The organism is Streptomyces sp. NPDC090445, from assembly GCF_044769385.1.
Classification (GTDB): domain Bacteria; phylum Actinomycetota; class Actinomycetes; order Streptomycetales; family Streptomycetaceae; genus Streptomyces.
The window spans coordinates 55197-73052 of the sequence record NZ_JBIVXV010000015.1; the positions used below are offsets into that span (position 1 = coordinate 55197).

Genomic DNA, 17856 nt, shown 5'->3' on the forward strand with positions numbered 1-17856 from the left:
TTCTATCCCACCCCTGTGTCGTGGGCGCCAACCCGCGGGGGGGGGGGGGCGCCCCCCGGCGCCCGGGGGGGGGGGGGCCCCCCCCGCCCCCCCCCGCCCCCCGGGCCCGCCCCCGCCCCCGCCGCGACTCAAACCCACAAGGCCCCATTGACATGAACATGGGCTCTCGTGAGCCTGTCGTGCACACGCTTTCGCTTTCGTGGCTGACGACGCCCAGGGGGGCACATGAGGCACCTCACGAGATCGATCCTCGCCGCCGGCGCACTCCTCTTAGGGACCACCCTCGCCGCCCTCCCGGCGGCCCACGCGCGCCCTGCGGCGGACACCGCACCGGGCGCCGACACCGATGACGTCCGCGTCTACGACGCCGACGTCACCAAGGAGCAGATCCCGCTCGTCCTGGCCGCCGGCCAGGACGCCCACGAGCTCACCGAACGCGCCCCGCAGACGGGCACCGCCCGCATCGAACTGATCCTCACCCCCGCCCAGGCCGGGCAGCTCTCCGCCCGCGGGATCAGCCTCGCCGAGCGGCGGGCGGGGGAATCGGCCCGCGCCCAGGCGCCCGGCGACGGGGTCTTCCGCCCGTACAGCGGCAAGGGCGGCCTCCAGGAGGAGATCCTCAAGACCGCGCAGGACCACCCGGCCCTCACCAAGGCCGTCTCCATCGGCAAGACCGTCCAGGGCAAGGACATCCTCGCGCTGAAGGTCACGAAGGACGCCGCCCGGACCGGCGACGGCCGGAAGCCGGCCGTGCTCTACATGTCCAACCAGCACGCCCGCGAGTGGATCACCCCCGAGATGACCCGGCGGCTGATGCACCACACCCTCGACGGCTACGGCAAGGACCCGCGGATCACTGCGCTCGTGGACTCCACCGAGCTGTGGTTCCTGCTCTCCGCCAACCCCGACGGGTACGACTACACCCACGCCCCCGACGGCAAGCGGCTCTGGCGCAAGAACCTGCACGACAACAACGGCGACGGGAAGATCACCACCGGCGACGGCGTCGACCTCAACCGGAACTTCGCCTACAAGTGGGGCTACGACAACGAGGGTTCCTCACCGGTCCCGTCGAGCGAGACCTACCGCGGCCCCCGGGCCTCCTCCGAGCCCGAGACCGTCGCCCTCGACCGGTTCCAGAAGCGCATCGGCTTCCGGTACGCCGTCAACTACCACTCCGCCGCCGAGCTGCTGCTCTACGGCGTGGGCTGGCAGGTCGCCACCGGCACCCCGGACGACGTCGCCTACAAGGCGCTGGCCGGCACCCCCGAGAACCCGGCCGTGCCCGGCTACCACCCGCAGCTGTCGTCGGAGCTCTACACCACCAACGGCGAGGCCGACGGCCACGCGTCCAACGCCAACGGCATCATGATGTTCACGCCGGAGATGACGACCTGCCAGACGGCGTCCGCCGGCGATCCGAACGACCGCTGGCGGCCCGAGGACTGCCGCTCCGGCTTCACCTTCCCCGACGACGAGAAGCTGATCCAGGCCGAGTTCGCCAAGAACGTCCCCTTCGCCCTGGCCGTCGCCGAGAGCGCCGCCCGCCCCGACCGCCCGAAGTCCCCGGTGGGCCTGACCGCCGCCGACTTCACCCCCGACCCCTTCACCACCTCCTACGCGGCCCGCGGCCAGGACCAGCAGGTCTCCGTCACGGCCCGCAAGGCGCTGAAGGACAAGCGGCTCACGTACCGCATCAACGGCGGCCGTACGCACGACGAGGGCCTGCGCCCCTGGAAGGGCGGATCCGTCTACGGCGGCGAGGACAACAACTGGTTCGACCGGTACCGGGCGAAGGCCGACGGCGCCCGGCCCGGCGACCGCGTCGAGGTCTGGTTCACCGGCCGCGACGAGTCCGGCCGACAGGTCTCCAGCGAGCACTTCACGTACACGGTCGCGCAGCGGCCCCGCGCCGACGTCCTGGTGATCGCCGAGGAGGGCGCCACGGCCCGGCACGCCCAGACCTACGTCGACGCGCTGCGGGCGGCCGGCCGGTCCGCGGCCGTCTGGGACGTGGCCGAGCGCGGCGCCCCGCACCCCCTCGGCGTCCTCTCCCACTTCCGCACCGCCGTCCACTACACCGGGGCCGCGGCCCCCGGCGGCCCCACCCAACTCGCCGTGCGCGACTTCCTCAACGAGGGCGGCCGGCTGATCGAGGCCGGCGAACTGGCGGGCGGCAGCGCCCGGGTCGGGCCCGCCCTGACCGACGACTTCAGCCAGTACTGGCTCGGCGCGTACGGCCGCGCCGGAGCGGGCAGCGGCGCCACCGGCTTCACCGGCGCCGGAGCCCTGGCCGGCGCCCGCGGGGCCGTCGGCGACGCGGCCGGCAACCCGCTGGACACCCCCGGGGCGTACACGGTGACCTCCGATGCCCTGCCCCCGGCGCAGTTCCCGCAGTTCAAGAGCGCGCAGGGCGGCAGCTACGCCGGGGTCGTGAACCCGTACGCCCCGTACGCCGGCACCGGGATGGCCGCGGCCGTCCACGCCGACGACGACTGGAAGCGGCTGACCCGCACCGTCGACCTCACCAAGGTCACCGCCGCCGACAGGCCGCAGCTCAAGGCCGCCCTCCACTGGAACACCGAGCCCGGCTACGACCACGCGGTCCTGGAGGCCCGCACCGCCGGCGCGGACGACTGGACCACGCTGCCCGAGGCCGGCGGCCTGACCCGCTCCCAGGTCCCGACGGACTGCGCCGCCGGGTTCCTCCTGGGCGGCCACCCGTTCCTGGGCCACTACCTGACCCTCGGCAGCGGCGGCTGCACCGCGCAGGGCACCAGCGGCGCGTGGCACAGCTTCACCGGCTCCTCCGACGGCTGGAAGCAGGTCTCCTTCGACCTGAGCGCCTACGCGGGGAAGACGGTCGAGCTCTCCTTCTCGTACATCACCGACGGGAGCGAGGGCGGCCGGGGGGTCTTCCTCGACGACGCGCGCCTCTCCCTCGGGTCGGTGGACCAGACCACTGACGGTTTCGAGGGCTCCCTGGGCGCCTGGACGGTGCAGCCCGGGCCGGCCGGAAGCCCCGCGGTTCCGGGCGACTGGTCCCTCTCCGGAGAGCTGTTCAGGTCCTATGCGTCGGTCACCACGCGTAACACCGTCCTGCTCGGATTCGGTCTGGAGCACCTGCCGACGGCCCGGGACCGAGCTGTACTGATCGGTAAGGCACTCCGCTCGCTGCACCACTGATCGAAGGCCCGGCCGCCGCTCACCCTGTGTCACAGGGGCCGAGGTGCCGAGGGTCCCGCACCGGCTTTCCGGTGCGGGTCCCCGGGGTGTGTCAGCCCTTGGACGATGTCACTCGCAAGCTCACGGAGAGGTAGGGTCGTAAGCGGTCGGGGACATCCCATTTACAGCTCGCCGGCGCACAGACCGGCGCACCAACGAGGAGATCGGTTCGTGACGATCCGCGTAGGAATCAACGGTTTTGGCCGTATTGGCCGCAACTACTTCCGAGCTCTCCTGGAGCAGGGGGCGGACATCGAGATCGTCGGTGTCAACGACCTGACGGACAACGCCACCCTGGTGCACCTCCTCAAGTACGACAGCATCCTCGGCCGCCTCAAGCAGGAGGTCACGCACACCGAGGACACCATCACGGTCGGCGGCAACACCTTCAAGACCTTCGCCGAGCGCGACCCCGCGAACCTCCCCTGGGGCGAACTGGGCGCCGACATCGTCATCGAGTCGACCGGCATCTTCACCAAGAAGGCCGACGCCGCCAAGCACATCGCCGCCGGCGCGAAGAAGGTCCTCATCTCGGCCCCGGCCAAGGACGAGGACATCACCATCGTGATGGGCGTCAACCAGGACAAGTACGACGCGGCCAACCACCACGTCATCTCCAACGCCTCCTGCACCACCAACTGCGTGGCGCCGATGGCCAAGGTCCTCGACGAGAACTTCGGCATCGTCAAGGGCATGATGACCACGGTCCACGCGTACACGAACGACCAGCGCATCCTGGACTTCCCGCACTCGGACCTGCGCCGCGCCCGCGCCGCCGCCGAGAACATCATCCCGACCTCCACCGGTGCCGCCAAGGCCACCGCCCTGGTCCTCCCGCAGCTCAAGGGCAAGCTGGACGGCATCGCGATGCGCGTCCCGGTCCCCACCGGCTCGGTCACCGACCTCGTCATCGAGCTGGACCGCGAGACGACCAAGGAAGAGATCAACACCGCCTTCCAGAAGGCCGCCGAGGGCCAGCTGAAGGGCATCCTGGACTACACCGAGGACCCGATCGTCTCCTCCGACATCGTGAACTGGCCCGCCTCCTGCACGTTCGACTCGTCCCTGACGATGGTCCAGGGCAAGCAGGTCAAGGTCGTCGGCTGGTACGACAACGAGTGGGGCTACTCCAACCGCCTCGTCGACCTCACCGTCTTCGTCGGCGGTCAGCTCTAAGGTTCGTCGGGCACCAAAGCCAAACACGATGATGTGAGCACAGGGTCCGCGCAGCGCGATGAAGCGTTGTACGGGCCCTGTTGCTTGCCTGTCCCACCCACCCCGCACCGGCACCGCCCGTGCCGGGGGACAAGGAGTAGAAACAGATGAAGACGATCGACGAACTCCTCGCCGAGGGCGTCTCCGGCAAGAGGGTCTTCGTGCGCGCGGACCTCAACGTGCCGCTCGCCGGTGACCGGATCACCGACGACGGCCGCATCCGCGCCGTGCAGCCGACCATCGCGAAGCTCGCCGAGGCCGGCGCCCGCGTGGTCGTCGCCTCGCACCTGGGCCGCCCGAAGGGCGCTCCGGACCCGGCCTTCTCCCTCGCCCCGGCCGCCCAGCGGCTCGGCGAACTGCTCGGTGCCGAGGTGGCCTTCGCCGCCGACACCGTGGGCGCCTCGGCCCGGGAGACCGTCGCGAAGCTCGCCGACGGCCAGGTCGCGGTCCTGGAGAACCTGCGCTTCAACCCCGGCGAGACGGCCAAGGACGACGCCGAGCGCGGCGCCTTCGCCGACCAGCTCGCCGAGCTCGCCGACGTCTACGTCGGCGACGGCTTCGGCGCCGTCCACCGCAAGCACGCCTCGGTCTTCGACCTGCCCGCGCGCCTCCCGCACGCGGCCGGCTTCCTCATCGCCACCGAGGTCGGCGTCCTGAAGAAGCTGACCGCCGAGGTCAAGCGCCCCTACGTCGTCGTCCTCGGCGGCGCCAAGGTCTCCGACAAGCTCGCCGTCATCGACGAGCTGCTCGGCAAGGCCGACCGCCTGCTGATCGGCGGCGGCATGGCGTACACCTTCCTGTACGCCAAGGGCTGTGAAGTCGGCATCTCCCTGCTCCAGAAGGACCAGGTGGAGAAGGTCAAGGAGTACATGGCGCGGGCAGAGGCCAACGGCGTCGAGCTGCTCCTGCCGGTGGACGTCCTGGTCTCGGCGGAATTCCCCGACCTCAAGACCAAGGCCCCGGCCGACTTCGAGACCGTCGACGCGGACAAGATCCCCGCCGACAAGGAGGGTCTGGACATCGGTCCCAAGACCCGCGAGCTGTACGCTTCGAAGATCGCCGACGCCGAGACCGTCTTCTGGAACGGCCCGGTGGGCGTCTTCGAGCACCCCGACTACGCCGGCGGCACCCGCGCGATCGCGCAGGCCCTCGTCGACAGCTCCGCGTTCACCGTCGTCGGCGGCGGTGACTCCGCCGCCGCCGTGCGTACGCTCGGCTTCGACGAGAACGCTTTCGGCCACATCTCTACCGGCGGCGGCGCCTCCCTCGAATACCTCGAGGGCAAGTCGCTCCCCGGCATCGCTGCACTGGAGGTCTGACCCCGCATGACCACGCGCACCCCGCTGATGGCGGGCAACTGGAAGATGAACCTCAACCACCTCGAGGCCATCGCCCACGCCCAGAAGCTCGCCTTCGCCCTCTCCGACAAGGACTTCGACGCCGTCGAGGTCGCCGTGCTGGTGCCCTTCACCGACCTGCGCTCGGTCCAGACGCTGGTCGAGGGCGACAAGCTGAAGATCAAGTACGGCGCCCAGGACATCTCGGCGCAGGACTCCGGCGCCTACACCGGCGAGATCTCCGGCCCGATGCTCTCGAAGCTGAAGTGCACGTACGTGGCCGTCGGCCACAGCGAGCGCCGCCAGTACCACGGCGAGTCCGACGAGCTCTGCAACGCCAAGGTCAAGGCCGCCTACCGCAACGGCCTCACCCCGATCCTGTGCGTCGGCGAGGGCCTCGACGTCCGCAAGGCCGGCAACCAGGTCGCGCACACCCTCGCCCAGGTCGACGGCGGCCTGAAGGACGTCCCGGCCGACCAGGCCGCGTCCATCGTGATCGCCTACGAGCCCGTCTGGGCCATCGGCACCGGCGAGGTCGCCACCCCCGAGGACGCCCAGGAGGTCTGCGGGGCCATCCGCGCCCGCCTCGCCGAGCTGTACTCCCAGGAGCTGGCCGACGCGGTCCGCATCCAGTACGGCGGCTCGGTCAAGGCCGGCAACATCGCGGCGATCATGGCCCAGCCGGACGTCGACGGCGCCCTCGTCGGCGGCGCGGCCCTCGACGCGGACGAGTTCGTCAAGATCGTCCGCTTCCGGGACCAGTAGTCCGCGGCGGGTCCGCACGCAGGCTGCCTGACGCTCGCGGCAGCGAGTAGGCGGCGGGGCGGATCCGTCGTACCCTTGCGGGGGCCAGGGGGCTGAACCAGCAGCCACTGGCCCCCGCGCCCGTCCAGCACAGCCGGAAGCCAGAGAAGCCAGAAAGTAGGAATCAGCCGTGGTTATGGGGTTCTCGATTGCCCTGATCGTCTTCAGCGCCCTGCTGATGCTGCTCGTGCTGATGCACAAGGGCAAGGGCGGCGGCCTCTCGGACATGTTCGGCGGCGGCATGCAGTCGTCGGTCGGCGGCTCCTCGGTCGCCGAGCGCAACCTCGACCGCATCACCATCGTGGTGGGTCTGCTGTGGTTCGCGTGCATCGTGGTGCTCGGCCTGCTCACCAAGTCGGCGACCTGACCCGTACGGGCAGCCGCCGGTTCTCGCCATTCGGCCCGCCCGGCCGGGCCCGTCCTGCCTATCATGAGGAAGGCGTCCACGGCCTGGAGTGAGTAACTCCATTTGCTGGACGTCCGTTGGGCCTTACGTAGACTGGGGCGCCCGCGGCGGAAACCACTCACGCTTCGCGGCACCATCACGCAGGGAGTTACGACCGTGGCAAGTGGCAACGCGATCCGTGGTAGCCGGGTCGGGGCGGGGCCGATGGGCGAGGCCGAGCGCGGCGAGTCCGCACCCCGCCTGCGCATCTCGTTCTGGTGCTCGAACGGGCACGAGACGCAGCCCAGCTTCGCCAGCGACGCGCAGGTGCCGGACACCTGGGACTGCCCGCGCTGCGGGTTCCCGGCCGGACAGGACCGGGACAACCCCCCGGCGCCGCCCCGCACCGAGCCCTACAAGACGCACCTGGCGTACGTACGGGAACGGCGCACGGACGCCGACGGCGAGGCGATCCTCGCCGAGGCGCTCGCCAAACTCCGCGGCGAGATCTGACGAACGCGCGATGACGATGTGACAGGGGCCCGGCCCGCAGGAGTGTTCTCCCGCGGGCCGGGCCCCTTCGCGTGCGGTCGGCCCTCTTCCGATCCTTTAAGTTGGTGATCGGCGGGGCACGACAGGACGGAAGAAACGGGTTGATGTCCGATATGAACGCAGACAGCCGTGTGAGGCTCAACCGGACCCCCGAGTGGCTTGCCCTCGGCAAGCACCGGGAAGAGCTGGGGCAGACGCATCTGCGCGAGCTGTTCGAGGCGGCGCCGGGTCGGGGCGCGGACTACACGCTGCGGGTCGGGGACCTGCACATCGACTACTCGAAGCACCTCGTGACGGACGAGACGCTGACGCTGCTGCGCGAGCTGGCGGCGGCGACCGGCGTGGCCGGACTGCGCGAGGCCATGTTCCGCGGCGAGAAGATCAACACCACCGAGGACCGCGCCGTCCTGCACACCGCGCTGCGCGCCGCCCCCGATGCGGTGATCGAGGTGGACGGCGAGAACGTCGTCCCCGGCGTGCACGCCGTCCTCGACAGGATGGCCGCCTTCAGCGACCGGATCCGCTCGGGGGAGTGGACCGGCTTCACCGGCGAGCGCATCACCAACGTCGTCAACATCGGCATCGGCGGCTCCGACCTGGGCCCGGCCATGGCCTACGACGCGCTGCGCGCCTTCACCGACCGCGACCTGACCGTCCGGTTCGTCTCCAACGTGGACGGCGCCGACCTGCACGAGGCGGTGCGCGACCTCGACCCGGCGCGGACCCTGTTCATCATCGCCTCCAAGACCTTCACCACCATCGAGACCATCACCAACGCCGAATCGGCGCGCGCCTGGCTGCTGGACGGCCTCGGCGGCGACCGGGCCGCCGTGGCACGGCACTTCGTCGCGCTGTCCACCAACGCCGGGAAGGTGTCGGACTTCGGCATCGATCCGGCCAACATGTTCGAGTTCTGGGACTGGGTCGGCGGCCGCTACTCCTTCGACTCCGCCATCGGCCTCTCCCTGATGATCGCGATCGGCCCCGACCGCTTCCGCGAACTCCTCGGCGGCTTCCGGCTGATGGACGAGCACTTCCGCACGGCGCCCGCCGAGGAGAACGCCCCGCTCCTGCTCGGCCTCCTCGGGATCTGGTACGGCGCCTTCCACGACGCCCAGTCGCACGCCGTCCTGCCCTACAGCCACTACCTGTCCCGCTTCACCGCGTACCTCCAGCAGTTGGACATGGAGTCCAACGGCAAGTCCGTGGACCGCGAAGGCCGCCCGGTGGACTGGCAGACCGGCCCGGTCGTGTGGGGCACGCCCGGCACCAACGGGCAGCACGCGTACTACCAGTTGATCCACCAGGGCACCAAGGTGATCCCGGCGGACTTCATCGGCTTCGCCCACCCCGTGGCCGAGCTGTCCCCGGCCCTGGCCGCCCAGCACGACCTGCTGATGGCCAACTTCTTCGCGCAGACGCAGGCGCTGGCCTTCGGCAAGACCGCGGACGAGGTCCGCGCCGAGGGAGTGCCGGAGCCCCTCGTCCCGCACAAGACCTTCCGCGGCAACCACCCGACGACGACGATCCTGGCCGCCGAGCTGACCCCGTCGGTGCTCGGCCAGCTCATCGCCCTCTACGAGCACAAGGTGTTCGTCCAGGGCGCAGTCTGGAACATCGACTCCTTCGACCAGTGGGGCGTGGAGCTCGGCAAGGTCCTGGCCAAGCGGGTGGAGCCGGCCCTGACCGAGGGCGCCGACGTCCCGGGCCTCGACGCCTCGACCCGCGCCCTGGTGGACGCGTACCGCTCGCTGCGCGGCCGTTCCTGATCCTCCGCGGCCTGCGGCCCGCGGCCCGCTGAGGCCGCCGGCCGCGGCATGCGCCAAGGGCCCGCGCTCCCCCGGGAATTCACCATTCCGGGGGAGGGCGGGCCCTTGCGCGTGCTGACGGGGCCGGGCCGGCCGGGCCGGGCGCCGGACCCCGTGTCGGGTCAGCCCCGGCCGCCGGACCCGTGTCGGGTCAGGCCGAGGCCGGCGGGTACAGGCCCGGCGGGAGCTTCCCCGCCGCGGCCCGGTCGAGCAGCCACAGGGTGCGCGAGCGCCCGTACGCGGCCGCCGCCGGGGCCTGGAGCTCGCCGGCCCCGCCGAGCGCGATCGCCACCGCGCCCGCCTTGTCCTCACCCGCCGCCAGCAGCCACACCTCGCGGGCCGCCCGGATGGCCGGCAGGGTCAGCGAAACCCGGGTCGGCGGGGGCTTCGGGGCGCCGTGGACGCCGACGACCGTGCGCTCGGTCTCGCGCGCCGCCGGGTGCTCCGGGAACAGCGAGGCCACGTGCGTGTCCGGGCCGACGCCCAGCATCAGCACGTCGAAGCGGGGCACCGGACCGTGGTCCTCCGGCCCCGCGGCCCGGCGCAGCTCCTCCGCGTACGCCGCGGCCGCCGCGTCCACGTCGCTGCCGTACGGGCCGTCCGAGGCCGGCATCACGTGGACCCGGGCCGGGTCCACCGGGACCGCGTCGAGCAGCGCCTCGCGGGCCTGGACGTGGTTGCGCTCGGGGTCGTCGGCCGGGACGTACCGCTCGTCGCCCCACCACAGGTCCAGGCGGGACCAGTCGACCGCGTCCCGGGCCGGGGCCGCCGCCAGGGCCGCGAGGAGCCCGTTGCCGTTGCGGCCGCCCGTGAGGACCACCGAGGCGCTGCCGCGGGCCGCCTGCGCGTCCACGATCTTCGTGATGAGCCGGGCGGCCGCGGCCTGGGCCATCAGCTCCTTGTCCCGGTGGACGACGACCTGGGGAGTCGTCATACCCATGTTGTTGCCGCCTTCTTCGTCAGGAAATGGCTCGGCCGCCGACCGGACCGCACCCCCGGGAACGGGGGGCGGTCCGGCCGGCGGCCGTCGTGCTTCACTGCTTGGCCGAGGCCTTCTTGGCCGGCGCGGCCGCCTTGCCGGCGGACTTGCCGCCCTTGGCCGCGGGCGCGGGCCCGGCGGCGTCGGACGGGGTGTCGGCTTCGGCGTCGGCCACGGCTTCGGCCACGGCCTCCGCCTCGGCCGCGGCGGGCTCCGCCCCGGCCGGGGCCGCCTGGGCCGCCGCCCGGGCCGACTCCAGCTTCGCCACGCCGAACTTCAGCGCGGACGCGTAGGTGTTGTCCGGGTCGAGCCGGCGCAGCTCCTCCGCCAGCAGCTCGGCCGTGTCGCGGCGCTTGAGCGCCACGCTCCGGTCGGGCTGGCCCGGCATGCGCAGCGTCGCCAGCGAACCGTCCGCCCGGTCCAGGACGATCTCGCCGTCCTTGGTCTCCAGGTGCACCGACGTCAGGCCGGGGCCCGCCGACAGGGTGCGCCGGACGGGGACCTTCAGGCGGTCCGCCAGCCACATGGCCAGCAGTTCGCAGCTCGGGTTCTCGTCCTCGCCCTCGACGACCGCCGCGGTCACCCGGAAGGCCTGCTGGTCCATGGCCGCCGCGAGCATGGAGCGCCACGGCGTGATCCGGGTCCAGGACAGGTCCGTGTCGCCGGGGGCGTAGGCGGCCGCCCGCCCCGCCAGCACGCCGATGGGGTCCTCGCAGGCGTACGTGTCCGTGATCCTGCGCTGCCCGAGTGCGCCCAGCGGGTTGCCCGCCAGGTCCGACGGGGCACCCTCCGGCCACCAGACGACCACGGGGGCGTCCGGCAGGAGCAGGGGGAGAACCACCGAGTCGGCGTGGTTGACCAGCTCACCGTGGAGGCGGAGGACAACCGTTTCACCCGAGCCGGCGTCCGCCCCGACGCGGATCTCCGCGTCGAGACGGGCGTCGCGGCGGCTGCGCGGCGAGCGGCTGACCCGCTTGATGACGACGATGATCCGCGAGGGGTGCTCGTGGGACGCGTCGTTCGCCGACTTGAGCGCGTCGTACGCGTTCTCCTCGTCGGTCACGATCACCAGCGTGAGGACCATGCCGACGGCCGGCGTGCCGATGTCCCGGCGTGCCTGCACCATCGCGGCATTGATCTTGCTGGAGGTGGTCTCCGTGAGGTCGATCTTCATGGCCGGCGCCAGCTCCGTCCGTCTCGTGCGAGCATCTCGTCCGCCTCGACCGGCCCCCAGGTGCCCGCCGTGTACCGGGCGGGCTTGCCGTGCTTGTCCCAGTACTCCTCGATCGGGTCGAGGATGTTCCAGGAGAGCTCGACCTCCTGGTGGCGCGGGAAGAGGTTCGCGTCACCCAGCAGGACGTCGAGGATCAGCCGCTCGTACGCCTCGGGGCTCGACTCCGTGAAGGACTCGCCGTAGGCGAAGTCCATCGTGACGTCCCGGACCTCCATGGAGGTGCCCGGGACCTTGGAGCCGAAGCGGACCGTCACGCCCTCGTCCGGCTGGACCCGGATGACCAGGGCGTTCTGCCCCAGCTCCTCGGTCGCGCCCGACTCGAACGGCAGGTACGGGGCCCGCTTGAAGACCACCGCGATCTCGGTGACGCGGCGGCCCAGCCGCTTGCCGGTCCGCAGGTAGAACGGCACGCCCGCCCAGCGGCGGTTGTTGATCTCCAGGCGGATGGCCGCGTAGGTGTCGGTCTTCGAGTTCGGGTCGATGCCGTCCTCTTCGAGGTAGCCGACGACCTTCTCGCCGCCCTGCCACGCCGAGGTGTACTGGCCGCGCACGGTGTGCTTGCCCAGGTCCTCGGGGATCTGGACGGCGCTGAGCACCTTCAGCTTCTCCGCCACCAGCGCCTTGGGGTGGAAGGAGCCGGGCTCCTCCATCGCGGTCAGCGCGAGCAGCTGGAGCAGGTGGTTCTGGATGACGTCGCGGGCGGCGCCGATGCCGTCGTAGTAGCCGGCCCGGCCGCCGATCCCGATGTCCTCGGCCATGGTGATCTGCACGTGGTCGACGTACGACCGGTTCCAGATCGGCTCGAACATCGTGTTCGCGAAGCGGAGCGCCAGGATGTTCTGGACGGTCTCCTTGCCGAGGTAGTGGTCGATGCGGAAGACCTCGTCCCGCGGAAACACCTCGTGCACGACCTTGTTGAGCTCCTCGGCGCTCTTCAGGTTGTGACCGAAGGGCTTCTCGATGACGGCGCGCCGCCAGGAGCCCTCCTTCTGGGCGAGTCCGTGGTCCTTGAGCTGCTGGACCACCTTCGGGAAGAACTTCGGCGGCACGGACAGGTAGAAGGCGAAGTTGCCGCCCGTTCCCTGCTGCTTGTCGAGCTCCTCGATCGTGGACTTCAGCATCTCGAAGGCCTGGTCGTCGTCGAAGTCGCCCTGGACGAAGCGGCAGCCCTGCACCAGCTGCTGCCACACCTCTTCCCGGAAGGGTGTGCGCGCGTGCTGCTTGACGGCCTCGTACACCTCCTGGGCGAAGTCCTCGTGCTCCCACTCCCGGCGGGCGAAGCCGATCAGCGAGAAGCCCGGCGGGAGGAGGCCGCGGTTGGCCAGGTCGTAGACGGCAGGCATCAGCTTCTTGCGCGACAGGTCACCCGTAACGCCGAAAATGACCAGGCCGGACGGCCCCGCGATGCGCGGGAGCCGCCGGTCCTGTGCGTCACGAAGCGGGTTCGCTCCGTTTACAGACAAAGTGCTCAGGCCTCCGTGGGAGCGAGGCGCTCCAGCTCCGCCTCGGTGGACTTCAGCAGGTCGTTCCAGGCCGCCTCGAACTTCTCGACGCCCTCGTCCTCAAGCAGCTGGACGACATCGTCGTACGAGATGCCCAGCTTCGCGACCGCGTCGAGCTCGGCGCGCGACTGCTCGTAGGTGCCGCGCACCGTGTCGCCCGTGATCTGACCGTGGTCGGCGGTGGCCTCCAGGGTGGCCTCCGGCATGGTGTTCACCGTGTTCGGGGCGACCAGGTCGTCCACGTACAGGGTGTCCTTGTAGGCCGGGTCCTTCACGCCGGTCGAGGCCCACAGCGCGCGCTGCTTGTTGGCGCCGAGACGCTCCAGGGCGGCCCAGCGGTCGGAGGAGAAGACCTCCTCGTAGGCCTCGTAGGCCAGACGGGCGTTGGCGAGCGCCGCCTTGCCCTTCAGGGCCTTCGCCTCGTCCGTGCCCAGCGCGTCCAGGCGCTTGTCGATCTCGGTGTCCACACGGGAGACGAAGAAGGAGGCGACCGAGTGGATCTCCGAGAGGTCCAGGCCCGCGGCCTTCGCCTTCTCCAGACCCGTCAGGTACGCGTCCATGACCTCGCGGTAGCGCTCCAGCGAGAAGATCAGCGTGACGTTGACGCTGATGCCCTTGCCGATGACCTCGGCGATCGCCGGCAGGCCGGCCTTGGTCGCCGGGATCTTGATCAGCGTGTTCGGGCGGTCCACCAGCCAGGCGAGCTGCTTGGCCTCGGCGATCGTCGCCGCGGTGTTGTGGGCCAGGCGCGGGTCGACCTCGATCGACACGCGGCCGTCCTGGCCGTCGGTCCGGTCGAAGACCGGGCGCAGGATGTCGGCGGCGTCGCGGACGTCCGCCGTCGTGATCATGCGGATGGCCTCGTCGACGGTGACCTTGCGGGCGGCCAGGTCCGCGAGCTGCTGCTCGTAGCCGTCGCCGCTGCTGATCGCCTTCTGGAAGATCGACGGGTTGGTGGTGACGCCGACGACGTGCGACTCGTCGACGAGCTCCGCCAGGTTGCCCGACGTGATGCGCTTGCGGGACAGGTCGTCCAGCCAGATCGCCACGCCCTCGTCGGAGAGGCGCTTGAGTGCGTCTGTCATGGGAATTGCATCTCCTACTGGTGTTCGTACCGGCGTCAGCGCGCGGCTTCGATCGATTCCTTGGCGGCCGCGGCAACGGCCTCGGCGGTGAAGCCGAACTCGCGGAACAGCACCTTGGCGTCGGCGGAGGCACCGAAGTGCTCCAGGGAGACGATGCGGCCCGCGTCGCCGACGTAGCGCTGCCAGGTCAGGCCGATGCCGGCCTCGACCGCGACGCGCGCCTTGACGGACGGCGGCAGGACGCTGTCCTTGTACGCCTGGTCCTGCTCCTCGAACCACTCGACGGACGGCATCGAGACGACCCGGGCCGGGATGCCCTCGGCCTGCAGCGCCTCACGGGCGGCCACGGCGAGCTGGACCTCGGAGCCGGTGCCGATGAGCACGACCTGAGCGTCGCCGCCCTCTGCGTCGAACAGGACGTAGCCGCCCTTCGCCGCGTCCTCGTTGCGCTCGTACGTCGGGACGCCCTGGCGGGTCAGTGCAAGGCCGTGCGGGGTGCCCTTGCCGAAGACCTTGGTGTGGCGCTTGAGGATCTCGCGCCAGGCGACGGCCGTCTCGTTGGCGTCGGCCGGGCGGACGATGTTCAGGCCCGGGATGGCGCGCAGCGAGGCGATGTGCTCGACCGGCTGGTGGGTCGGGCCGTCCTCGCCGAGGCCGATGGAGTCGTGCGTCCACACGTACGTCACCGGCAGGTGCATCAGGGCCGACAGGCGCACGGCGTTGCGCATGTAGTCGGAGAACACCAGGAAGGTGCCGCCGTAGATACGGGTGTGGCCGTGCAGCGCGATGCCGTTCATGGCGGCGGCCATGGCGTGCTCGCGGATGCCGAAGTGGATGGTGCGGCCGTACGGGTCGGCCTCCGGCAGCGGGTTGCCCTTCGGCAGGAACGAGGAGTTCTTGTCGATGGTGGTGTTGTTCGAGCCGGCCAGGTCGGCCGAGCCGCCCCACAGCTCCGGGATGACCGCGCCGAGGGCGGCGAGCACCTTGCCGGAGGCGGCGCGGGTGGCGACCCCGGTGCCGGGCTCGAAGACGGGGAGCTTGTCCTCCCAGCCCTCGGGCAGCTCGTTGGCCTGGATGCGGTCGAAGTCGGCCGCGCGCTCCGGGTTGGCGGTGCGCCAGGCGGAGAGGTCCTTCTCCCAGGCGGCCTTGGCCTCGCGGCCGCGGTCCAGCACCTTGCGGGTGTGGCCGATGACGGCGTCGGTGACCTCGAAGGCCTGCTCCGGGTCGAAGCCGAGGACGCGCTTGGTGGCGGCCACCTCGTCGTCGCCGAGGGCCGAGCCGTGGGAGGCCTCGGTGCCCTGGGCGTGCGGGGCGGGCCAGGCGATGATCGAGCGCATCGCGATGAAGGAGGGGCGCTCGGTCTCGGCCTTGGCGGCGGCCAGGGCCGCGTACAGGGCCTTGGGGTCGATGTCGCCGTTGGCCTGCTGCTCGATGCGCTGGACGTGCCAGCCGTACGCCTCGTAGCGCTTGGCGGTGTCCTCGGAGACGGCCGTCTCCGTGTCGCCCTCGATGGAGATGTGGTTGTCGTCCCACAGCAGCACCAGGTTGCCGAGCTTCTGGTGGCCCGCGAGGGAGGAGGCCTCGGCGGAGATGCCCTCCTGCAGGCAGCCGTCGCCGGCGATGCAGTACACCATGTGGTCGAACGGGGAGGTGCCCGCGGCGGCCTCCGGGTCGAACAGGCCGCGCTCGTAGCGGGCGGCCATCGCCATGCCCACGGCGTTGGCGACACCCTGGCCGAGCGGGCCGGTGGTGGTCTCGACGCCCTTGGTGTGGCCGTACTCCGGGTGGCCGGGGGTCTTCGAGCCCCAGGTGCGGAAGGCCTTGAGGTCGTCCAGCTCCAGGCCGAAACCGGCCAGGTACAGCTGGGTGTAGAGGGTCAGGGAGGAGTGACCGGCGGAGAGCACGAAGCGGTCACGCCCGACCCAGTCCGGGTCCGCCGGGTCGTGCCGCATCACCTTCTGGAAAAGGGTGTAGGCGGCCGGGGCCAGGCTCATCGCCGTGCCCGGGTGGCCGTTCCCGACCTTCTGGACCGCGTCGGCGGCCAGGATGCGGGCGGTGTCGACGGCCCGCTGGTCCAGATCGGTCCATTCGAGCTCTGTGGTCGTCGGCTTGGTGGTCACCGTGGGTCAGGGCTCCTCTCCAGATGTCGGTTCCCGGTGACTTACCGTGCACCGGCGATTCCGAGCCTACCCCCGCCGCGGCGTGCAGCTATTCGAGTGCGCGCAGTACGTCAAAACGTTGCCGCCCGCGATCGGACCAACACGAGGCGACCCCCGCGCGGGGCGCGCACAGCGGAACGTCTAAAGTGGCGTGGTACGCGCAAGTCTTTACCGGTCCAACATGTCCGGAACTTGCTGGATTCTCTGTCAGGGGTGTGCGTGACGGCCGTCGAATCCCGTCCTTCGGGGGTGCTCGGGACGAGCCCCGGCCACCGGCCGTTCGGGGCCCGTGCGAAGGCTTTTGTGGCTTTGACCAAGCCGCGAATCATCGAACTTCTGCTGATCACCACAGTGCCGGTGATGTTCCTCGCCGAGCAGGGCGTGCCGTCGCTGTGGCTGGTCTTCGCGACCTGCTTCGGCGGCTACATGTCCGCGGGCGGCGCGAACGCGCTGAACATGTACATCGACCGCGACATCGACGCGCTGATGGACCGGACCGCGCAGCGGCCCCTGGTCACCGGCATGGTCAGCCCCCGCGAGTGCCTGGTCTTCGGCATCACCCTGGGCGTGGTGTCGACGCTGTGGTTCGGGTTCCTCATCAACTGGCTGTCCGCCGCGCTCGCCCTGGGTGCACTCCTCTTCTATGTCGTCGTCTACACGATGCTGCTGAAGCGGCGCACCACCCAGAACATCGTCTGGGGCGGCATCGCGGGCTGCATGCCGGTGCTCATCGGCTGGTCCGCGGTCCGCGACGACGTCTCCTGGGCCGCCGTCATCCTCTTCCTCGTCATCTTCTTCTGGACGCCGCCGCACTACTGGCCGCTGTCGATGAAGGTGAAGGACGACTACGCGCGCGTCGGCGTGCCGATGCTGCCGGTCGTCGCCGGCAACAAGGCCGTCGCGCGGCAGATCGTCCTCTACAGCTGGGTGATGGTCGGCGTCTCGCTGCTGCTCACCCCGCTGGGGTACACCGGCTGGTTCTACACCGCGGTCGCGCTGGCGGCGGGCGGCTGGTGGCTGTGGGAGGCGCACGCGCTGCACGCGCGGGCGAAGGCGGGCGTGACCGGCGCGAAGCTCAAGGAGATGCGCCTGTTCCACTGGTCGATCACCTACGTGTCGCTGCTCTTCGTGGCCGTGGCCGTGGATCCCTTCCTCCGCTGATTACTCGCCGGTAGCATGCTGTCCATGGCTGACACCACCGCAGACACCAAGAAGCAGGACCGGGCCGCCGCGAAGCTGGCCAAGCAGATCGGCGCCTTCGCGCGGGAGCACGGCGGCGCCGAGGGCCAGCTCGCGCACATCGGCCAGGCCGGCACCCGGATCGTGCTCGTGGGCACGGACGGCGGCTGGGGCGACCTGGTCGCCCCGAGCTACGCGGTGGCCGAGAAGGCCGCCGAGAAGGCCGGGCTCACCCTCCACGAGGAGTTCGACGGCGAATTCGCCGCCCGCGTGAAGACCGGCCCGTACGAGTGGACCCGGATGGCCGGCATCCAGCTCGGCGGGACGGCGAACCCGGCGGCCTGAGCCGTACGCCCGATCCCGTACGCCCGATCCCGTACGCCCGATCCGGG

At 70.9% G+C, this 17856-nt stretch carries 14 protein-coding genes; 9 read left to right on the forward strand and 5 right to left on the reverse strand.

Annotated features, from left to right (window positions below; translation table 11 throughout):
• Positions 1–225 precede the first annotated feature (225 nt).
• From ACIQUT_RS25325 to pgi, 7 genes are all read left to right on the forward strand, one after another.
• The gene (locus ACIQUT_RS25325) at positions 226–3186 is read left to right on the forward strand and encodes a M14 family zinc carboxypeptidase (protein ID WP_403565890.1); all 2961 of its coding nucleotides are present in this window, start codon (positions 226–228) and stop codon (positions 3184–3186) included.
• 210 nt (positions 3187–3396) lie between these two features.
• The gene (gap, locus tag ACIQUT_RS25330) at positions 3397–4401 is read left to right on the forward strand and encodes a type I glyceraldehyde-3-phosphate dehydrogenase (RefSeq protein WP_403565892.1); all 1005 of its coding nucleotides are present in this window, start codon (positions 3397–3399) and stop codon (positions 4399–4401) included.
• Positions 4402–4547: 146 nt separating this feature from the next.
• Positions 4548–5759 carry a phosphoglycerate kinase gene (locus ACIQUT_RS25335; RefSeq protein WP_403565895.1) on the forward strand — a complete coding sequence of 404 codons (1212 nt, stop codon included), beginning with the start codon at positions 4548–4550 and terminating at the stop codon, positions 5757–5759.
• A 6-nt stretch (positions 5760–5765) separates the two neighbouring features.
• Positions 5766–6542: a triose-phosphate isomerase gene (gene tpiA, locus ACIQUT_RS25340; RefSeq protein ID WP_403565896.1), complete on the forward strand. Its 777-nt coding sequence runs from the start codon at positions 5766–5768 to the stop codon at positions 6540–6542.
• A gap of 175 nt (positions 6543–6717) precedes the next feature.
• Entirely contained in the window at positions 6718–6948 is a 231-nt protein-coding gene (gene secG / locus ACIQUT_RS25345; protein WP_179172089.1) for a preprotein translocase subunit SecG, read from the forward strand.
• A 195-nt stretch (positions 6949–7143) separates the two neighbouring features.
• Positions 7144–7479, forward strand: a complete 336-nt coding sequence (locus ACIQUT_RS25350) for an RNA polymerase-binding protein RbpA (protein WP_007263454.1) — start codon at positions 7144–7146, stop codon at positions 7477–7479.
• A gap of 152 nt (positions 7480–7631) precedes the next feature.
• Entirely contained in the window at positions 7632–9287 is a 1656-nt protein-coding gene (gene pgi, locus ACIQUT_RS25355) for a glucose-6-phosphate isomerase (RefSeq protein ID WP_403566063.1), read from the forward strand.
• Positions 9288–9477: 190 nt separating this feature from the next.
• On the opposite strand, the gene pgl is transcribed toward pgi, so the two are convergent.
• The 5 genes from pgl to tkt form a co-directional block, all read right to left on the reverse strand.
• Positions 9478–10260 (reverse strand): 6-phosphogluconolactonase, encoded by a 783-nt coding sequence (gene pgl / locus ACIQUT_RS25360; protein WP_403565898.1) that lies wholly within the window; start codon positions 10258–10260, stop codon positions 9478–9480.
• Positions 10261–10360: 100 nt separating this feature from the next.
• Positions 10361–11479 carry a glucose-6-phosphate dehydrogenase assembly protein OpcA gene (gene opcA, locus ACIQUT_RS25365; protein ID WP_403565900.1) on the reverse strand — a complete coding sequence of 373 codons (1119 nt, stop codon included), beginning with the start codon at positions 11477–11479 and terminating at the stop codon, positions 10361–10363.
• A complete protein-coding gene (gene zwf, locus ACIQUT_RS25370) occupies positions 11476–13002 on the reverse strand; it encodes a glucose-6-phosphate dehydrogenase (protein ID WP_403565902.1) in 1527 nt (508 codons plus the stop codon). The genes opcA and zwf overlap by 4 nt, the downstream gene beginning before the upstream one ends.
• Positions 13003–13007: 5 nt before the next feature.
• Positions 13008–14126, reverse strand: coding sequence for a transaldolase (gene tal / locus ACIQUT_RS25375; protein WP_403565904.1), 1119 nt, complete (start codon positions 14124–14126; stop codon positions 13008–13010).
• A gap of 35 nt (positions 14127–14161) precedes the next feature.
• Positions 14162–16246, reverse strand: coding sequence for a transketolase (gene tkt, locus ACIQUT_RS25380; protein ID WP_403565906.1), 2085 nt, complete (start codon positions 16244–16246; stop codon positions 14162–14164).
• 258 nt (positions 16247–16504) lie between these two features.
• Here tkt and ACIQUT_RS25385 point away from each other — a divergent pair, with 258 nt between their 5' ends.
• Together ACIQUT_RS25385 and ACIQUT_RS25390 are read left to right on the forward strand one after the other, a co-directional pair.
• The gene (locus ACIQUT_RS25385) at positions 16505–17446 is read left to right on the forward strand and encodes a heme o synthase (RefSeq protein WP_403565908.1); all 942 of its coding nucleotides are present in this window, start codon (positions 16505–16507) and stop codon (positions 17444–17446) included.
• Between the two features lie 24 nt (positions 17447–17470).
• Complete coding sequence (locus tag ACIQUT_RS25390; RefSeq protein WP_403565910.1) at positions 17471–17809, forward strand: hypothetical protein; 339 nt, start codon at positions 17471–17473, stop codon at positions 17807–17809.
• Positions 17810–17856 lie beyond the last annotated feature (47 nt).

Bases quoted from the DNA above. Each gene is read 5' to 3' on its own strand.
- pgl (WP_403565898.1), bottom strand. From the start codon at position 10,260: ATGACGACTCCCCAGGTCGTCGTCCACCGGGACAAGGAGCTGATGGCC.
- ACIQUT_RS25325 (WP_403565890.1), top strand. From the start codon at position 226: ATGAGGCACCTCACGAGATCGATCCTCGCCGCCGGCGCACTCCTCTTA.
- pgi (WP_403566063.1), top strand. From the start codon at position 7,632: ATGAACGCAGACAGCCGTGTGAGGCTCAACCGGACCCCCGAGTGGCTT.
- tal (WP_403565904.1), bottom strand. From the start codon at position 14,126: ATGACAGACGCACTCAAGCGCCTCTCCGACGAGGGCGTGGCGATCTGG.
- ACIQUT_RS25335 (WP_403565895.1), top strand. From the start codon at position 4,548: ATGAAGACGATCGACGAACTCCTCGCCGAGGGCGTCTCCGGCAAGAGG.
- tpiA (WP_403565896.1), top strand. From the start codon at position 5,766: ATGACCACGCGCACCCCGCTGATGGCGGGCAACTGGAAGATGAACCTC.
- secG (WP_179172089.1), top strand. From the start codon at position 6,718: ATGGGGTTCTCGATTGCCCTGATCGTCTTCAGCGCCCTGCTGATGCTG.
- ACIQUT_RS25390 (WP_403565910.1), top strand. From the start codon at position 17,471: ATGGCTGACACCACCGCAGACACCAAGAAGCAGGACCGGGCCGCCGCG.
- opcA (WP_403565900.1), bottom strand. From the start codon at position 11,479: ATGAAGATCGACCTCACGGAGACCACCTCCAGCAAGATCAATGCCGCG.